Here is a 6236-nt window from a genome sequence, read left to right on the forward strand (position 1 = left end):
ATCCGGCGGCGAGCTCAGCCGGCCGATGACGTTCGAACTCGGCAGCGGTGGCCGCCTCCAGGCCAGCGGCACGATCACGCCGGGCAGCGCCGAGGCGTTCGGCAGGGAGATCGCTCGCTACGGCGAGTACATCAAGACCGTGGTGCTGAATTCGCCCGGCGGCTCGGTGTCCGATGCGCTGGCGATGGGCCGTCTGATCCGCGACCGCAAGCTCGCCACCGAGGTCGAAGCCGGCAAGACGTGCGCGTCCTCCTGTCCGCTGGTGCTGTTCGGCGGCACCGAGCGCCGCGTCGGCGCCAAGGCGGCGGTCGGCGTTCATCAGGTGTTCGCGGTGAAGAGTACCGAGGCCGCGGCACCGCGCGACCAGATGAGTGACGCCCAGCGCATCTCGGCGCGCTGCCTGCGCTATCTGCGCGACATGGGCATCGACCTCGAAGTCTGGACCCGTGCGATGGAAACGCCGAAGGATCGGTTGTTCGTGTTCAAGCCGGACGAGCTGACCAAATACGGCATCGTCACCGTCGCCGCAGCGCCCGCCAAGTCATAGCCTCGGACCTTAGCCACTGCGACTTTTCGTCGGGTTCCGGTCTCCGCTTCCTGGCGTACATAGATTCTGCGTGTGCTGGGGCTTCGGAGGGCAGGGTTCCCGCAACTTTGCAAAACGCTGCGGTTATCCGCCACATCAACGGCTCAGAGGATGTGCTCCATGACAAAGACTGCGTTGGTTCTAGGTACCGTCGCCACCCTTGCCGCCGCGACCGTCGCGGCGCCGGCTCCGGCTGAAGCGCGTGGCGGCATCGGTCCGTTCATCGGCGGTCTCGCCGCCGGCGCGCTGATCGCAGGCGTGGCGACCAATGCCTACGCTTATGGTCCGGGCTATGGCTACTACGGCGGCGGTCCGTACTACGGCGGCTATGGTTACGGCCCGCGTTACGTCGGCTACTACGGCGGTCCGGCCTATTACGGCGGCGGCTGGGGTTGGGGCGGTCCGCGCTACTACTACCGGCCGCGTCCGGTGTATTACGGCTACCGCTCTTACGACCGGCCGTATCGCGCCTATGGCGCATACGGCGGCCCCGTGATCCGCGCCGGTTTCGGTCCCGGCTGGGGCGGCCATCGCCACTGGCATCACCACCGTCATTGGTGAGCGTGCGTTTTAGGCTGCGCGGGGTGATTGGCTCCGCGCAGCTGCTGTTCACACAGGTGCCGTGCCCGGGACGCCTTGCAGCGCCTGGGTGAGCGCCGCTCGCATGTCCTCCAGCGTGTACGGCTTTTGCAGCAGGGCGAAACCTTCGCTCAGAGCCGATGCCGAGCGGTCGCTGTAGCCCGACGCCAGCACGACAGGCGTCTCGGGGTGATGCTCCCGGATTAGCCGCGCCAGCTCGAGCCCGCTCATGCCGGGCATCACGATATCGCTGAACACCAGATCGATGTCACGCCGGCGATTGAGCACCTCGATCGCGGCCTCGGCACAGTTCGCCGGCACCACGGTGAAGCCGCACTGCACGGCGTAGTCAGCCGCCACCGACGCCACGTCGGGGTGATCTTCCACCAGCAAGAGCGTCTTAGGCTTGCCGGATCGCGGCACGGCCAGCGTCGGCAGCGGCTCGTCGCTGCCGAGGGCCTCCGTCGAGAGCGGCAAGAACAGATCGAACCGCGTGCCGCGACCGAGTTCGCTGTCGACCGTGATCGCGCCGCTCGATTGCTGCACGAAGCCGTAGATCTGACTGAGGCCGAGACCGGTGCCCCGGTCGACCGGCTTGGTGGTGAAGAATGGCTCGAAGATCCGCTCGCGGATGTCGTCCGGGATACCGACGCCGGTGTCGGCAAACGACAGAATGGCGTAGTTGCCACTGAGCCGGCGCGGACCGAAATTCTTTAGCGTCTCGGTACGGATCGAGATGGAGATCCGGCCGCCGTCGGGCATCGCGTCGCGCGCGTTCAGCGCGAGATTGAGCAGCGCGATCTCGAACTCGTTGGGGTCGATCATCACCACCACCGGCTCGTGCGGAGGATCGATCACGATGCCGATGTCGCTGCGCACCGATTGCCGCAGCACGTCGGCGAACTTGGTCACGGCGTCGCCGAGGTCGACCGCTTTGGCGGCGACGTTGTGGCGGCGCGAGAACGACAGCAATTGCCGAGTCAGGGCGGTGCCTTTGGCGACGGCAGAGTCGATCATGTCGAAGCTGCGGATGTCCTGCAGATCGCTGTGCCGTCGCCGCAGCTTCTGCACCGAGCCGCCGACCACCATCAGCAGGTTGTTGAAGTCGTGCGCGACGCCGCCGGTGAGGCGCCCGAGCGACTCCAGCCGCTGCGACTGCTTCAGCGCATTCTCGGCGATATGGCGGCGGTCGGCTTCTTCGTACAGCTTCTGCGTTCGCCGCATTGCCAGGAGCACGATCGCGATCAGGGCTGCGGTGGCGGGCAGGCCGACCAGCAGATAGGCGCCCATCTGTGCCTGCCACGCCGCGCGGATTGCGCTCGTCTCCAGGCCGGCGAACACGTAGACCGGCAGATTGGGCAGCTTGCGGAATGCGACGCGTCGCTCGACGCCGTCGATCGACGACACCGTTGTCATCCGGCCCTCGCTGTGGCCTTCGCGGATCGCCTGGCCGACGATCCCGTCCGGCTTCACGGCGGTGTCGGTGCCATCGATTTCGGGCATCCGGGCGAGGATCGCGCCATCGTCGCGCACCAGCGAGGCGAAGCTGCCTTCATCGCGGCCGACCTTGGCGTAAAAGCCTTCGAAATAATCCGGCAGCACCGAGGTCTGAATCACGCCGGCGAAGCTGCCATCCGGCGCATTGCGGCGCCGGCTGACGCTGAAGAACGGTGCGCCGTCGAAGGGAGGCCGCGGCTGCAGCACTCGTCCGACATAAAGGCCGATGTCGTTGTCGACATGCACCCGGAAATAATCGCGGTCGGACAGGTCCGACCTCGGCGACGGGAACTGCATGGTGTTGATCAGCGGCCGTCCGGTCTTGTCGAAGATCCACATGGATTTGATCTGCTCGGAACCGCCGATCAGACGATTCAAGCGGGCATGCAGTGTGGCTTCGTTCGCACGGATCTCCTCGTCCGACATGCCGCGCACGATCTCCGACGTCTCGGCGATCGAACGCTGCACAGACTCGAAGATCTTCAGCGCATGTTCGGTGATGATGTCGCGCGTCTTGTCGATCTGGCGATCGGCATTCGCTTCGTTGGTGCGATACGACAGCCAGGAGGCGTAGCTGAACAGCGCGATCGGCAGCACAACGGATGCGACCAGGATCGCGCGGAGCAACCGCAGCGAATCACGTTGTGCGGTCAGCATGGGCAGGGGAGGTCCGAAGCAGGGCCATGAGCGCTGGATTATGCACCTTTCGGGACCAAGGGAAACTGCCGCAATGACGGGCGATGCGGGAACTGTCAGGATACCCGCCGATCGGCCATCTATCGCCCCACCGCCGCTTGAAGTAAACAGCGGAACTTTCTGATTTGCCGCGGCGGCCGCGCCGCCTCGCAGAACACAAGGGATTTCCGATGCGCGCTGTCACTCTGGGCCTGTCGTTGCTGCTGATCGCCGGCGCCGGACGCGCGCTTGCGGCCGATGCCGAAAATGGTGAGACACTGGCCAAGCGCTGGTGCACCAGCTGCCACGTTGTCTCCGACCAGCAGCGCAAGGGCACCGATATGGCGCCGTCGTTCGCGGCGATTGCCTCGCAGGCCAACTTCAACGAAGAGAAGCTGGCTTTCTTCCTGCTCGAGCCGCATCCGAAGATGTCCAACATGGCGCTGAGCCGCGACGAGACCAAGGATCTGGCGGCCTATATCGCGCAGCAGAAGCACCACCACTGATCCGCCGTTCGCCGCGCGCAGCGGTCAGCGCCTCGACGCAAGGCGGTTCCGGGCTTTCCCGGCATCCTCGCTGCCAGCATGGGCTGACCGCGGGTGCGAGGATTGACCAACTCACCATTCTACAATGCCGACCACATCGCGTTTCGCGACGTGATCCGGCGTTTCGTCCAGAATGAAATCGAACCGTTCGCCACCGAGTGGGACGAAGCCGGTGGTTTCCCCCGCGAACTATACGAGAAGGCCGCGGCGATCGGGCTCCTGGGCCTCGGCTTCCCGGAAGAATACGGCGGCACGCCGTGCGATCAGTTCATGTGGATCGTCGCCACCCAGGAACTGGCGCGGGCGGCGGCCGGCGGCGTCAGCGCCAGCCTCAACAGCCATTCGATCGGCGCGCCACCGATCGCGCGCGCAGGTTCTCCTGAGCTGAAGGCGCGGGTGCTGCCCGAAATTCTCTCTGGCAAGAAGATCTCGGCGCTGGCGATCACTGAACCCTCCGGCGGCTCCGACGTCGCCAACCTGCGCACCCGTGCGGTGCGGGACGGCGATCACTACGTCGTCAATGGTGAGAAGACCTTCATCACCTCCGGCATGCGCGCCGACTACATCACCACCGCAGTGCGCACCGGCGGCGACGGGCCGGGCGGAGTCAGCCTGCTGCTGATCCCCGGCGATACGCCTGGGCTGACCCGGACGCCGCTGAAGAAGATGGGGTGGTGGGCGTCTGACACCGCGACGCTGCACTTCGACAATTGCCGCGTGCCGGCCGCCAATCTGCTCGGTACCGAGGGCGCCGGCTTCATGATCATCATGATGAACTTCAATAGCGAGCGGCTGACGATGGCGGCGGGCTGCATCGCCGCCTCGCGGGTGTGTCTCGACGAGGCGACAGAATACGCCAAGCAGCGCGTCACCTTCGGCAAGCCGCTGGTTAAGCATCAGGTGATCCGCCACAAGCTGGTCGACATGGCGCAGAAGATCTCCGCCTCGCAGGCGATGCTCGAACTGCTCGCCTGGCGCGTCGATCAGGGCGAGAGCCCGATCGCCGAAATCTGCATGCTGAAGAACCAGGCGACGCAGACGATGGCGTTCTGCGCCTCGGAAGCGGTGCAGATCTTCGGCGGCGCCGGCTATATGCGCGGCGTCAAGGTCGAGCGGATCTATCGCGACGTCAAAGTCAACGCCATCGGCGGCGGCACCGAGGAAATCATGAAGGACCTCGCCAGCCGGCAGATGGGATTGTGAGCGTGACTTACCAACGATCGTCATTCCGGATTGCGACCGAAGGGAGCAAGTCCGGAATCCATAACCCCTGTCGGTGATTATGGATTCCGGGCTCGCGCTGCGCGCGCCCCGGAATGACGACCGATAAGAATGACCAGGGAAGAGACAATGCTGTTCAGCCAAGACCACGACGAGCCGCGCCGCATTCTGCAGAAGTTTATTCAGAGCGATATCAATCCCCACGTCGACGACTGGGAGAACGCCGGCATCTTCCCGGCGCACGAGTTGTTCAAAAAGCTCGGCGATCTCGGCTTCCTCGGGCTCAATAAGCCGGTCGAATATGGCGGGCAGGGGCTCGATTACTCTTACGCGCTGATGATGGCGGAGGAGCTCGGCGCAATCAATTGCGGCGGCGTGCCGATGGCGATCGGCGTGCAGACCGACATGGCGACGCCGGCGCTGGCGCGGTTCGGCTCTGACGAGCTGCGCAAGGAGTTTCTGGCCCCGTCGATCGCCGGTGACTACGTCGCCTGCATCGGCGTGTCGGAGCCTGGTGCGGGCTCGGACGTCGCCTCGATCAAGACCACGGCGAAATCTGATGGCGACGACTACGTGATCTCCGGCGGCAAGATGTGGATCACCAACGGCACCCAGGCCGACTGGATTTGCCTGCTGTGCAACACTGGTGAGGGGCTGGTGCATCGCAACAAGTCGCTGATCTGCGTGCCGATGAAGACCAAGGGCGTCACGATCGCACGCAAGCTCGACAAGCTCGGCATGCGCTCGTCCGACACCGCTCAGATTTACTTCGACGAGGTGCGGGTGCCGAAGCGCAACCGGATCGGCGAGGAGGGTAAGGGCTTCACCTATCAGATGGTGCAGTTCCAGGAGGAGCGGCTGTGGGGTGCGGCGGCTTGCCTCAAGGCCCACGAGAAGACGATCCAGAACACCATCGAATACACCCGCGGCCGCAAGGCGTTCGGCAAGCCGCTGCTGGACAACCAGGTGATCCACTTCCGTCTCGCCGAGCTGCAGACCGAGGTCGAGCTGCTGCGCTCGCTGGTGTATCGCGCCGCCGAAGCGCTGGTCGCCGGCGAAGACGTCACCCAGCTCGCCACGATGGCCAAGCTAAAGGCCGGCCGTTTGGGCCGCGAAGTCCCCGACGCCTGCCT

General features: G+C 65.0%; 6 protein-coding genes. 5 read left to right on the forward strand and 1 reads right to left on the reverse strand.

Annotated features, from left to right (window positions below; translation table 11 throughout):
• Both DYI24_RS18990 and DYI24_RS18995 read left to right on the forward strand, forming a co-directional pair.
• On the forward strand, positions 1–547 hold a 547-nt coding region (locus tag DYI24_RS18990; RefSeq protein ID WP_164573416.1), incomplete at its 5' end, for a COG3904 family protein.
• A gap of 159 nt (positions 548–706) precedes the next feature.
• Entirely contained in the window at positions 707–1147 is a 441-nt protein-coding gene (locus DYI24_RS18995) for a hypothetical protein (RefSeq protein ID WP_164573417.1), read from the forward strand.
• Between the two features lie 48 nt (positions 1148–1195).
• Here the strand turns inward: DYI24_RS18995 and DYI24_RS19000 are convergent, their stop codons facing one another.
• Entirely contained in the window at positions 1196–3319 is a 2124-nt protein-coding gene (locus DYI24_RS19000; protein ID WP_164573418.1) for a hybrid sensor histidine kinase/response regulator family protein, read from the reverse strand.
• Positions 3320–3528: 209 nt separating this feature from the next.
• On the opposite strand from DYI24_RS19000, the gene DYI24_RS19005 reads away from it, so the two are divergent.
• The 3 genes from DYI24_RS19005 to DYI24_RS19015 form a co-directional block, all read left to right on the forward strand.
• On the forward strand, positions 3529–3843 hold the full coding sequence (locus tag DYI24_RS19005; RefSeq protein WP_107344103.1) for a c-type cytochrome: 315 nt from the start codon (positions 3529–3531) through the stop codon (positions 3841–3843).
• Between the two features lie 102 nt (positions 3844–3945).
• A complete protein-coding gene (locus DYI24_RS19010; RefSeq protein ID WP_164573419.1) occupies positions 3946–5085 on the forward strand; it encodes an acyl-CoA dehydrogenase family protein in 1140 nt (379 codons plus the stop codon).
• Positions 5086–5232: 147 nt separating this feature from the next.
• On the forward strand, positions 5233–6236 hold a 1004-nt coding region (locus DYI24_RS19015), incomplete at its 3' end, for an acyl-CoA dehydrogenase family protein (RefSeq protein WP_164573420.1).

The sequence above is a fragment of the Rhodopseudomonas sp. BR0C11 genome, from assembly GCF_010820945.1.
Classification (GTDB): Bacteria; Pseudomonadota; Alphaproteobacteria; order Rhizobiales; family Xanthobacteraceae; genus Rhodopseudomonas; species Rhodopseudomonas palustris_H.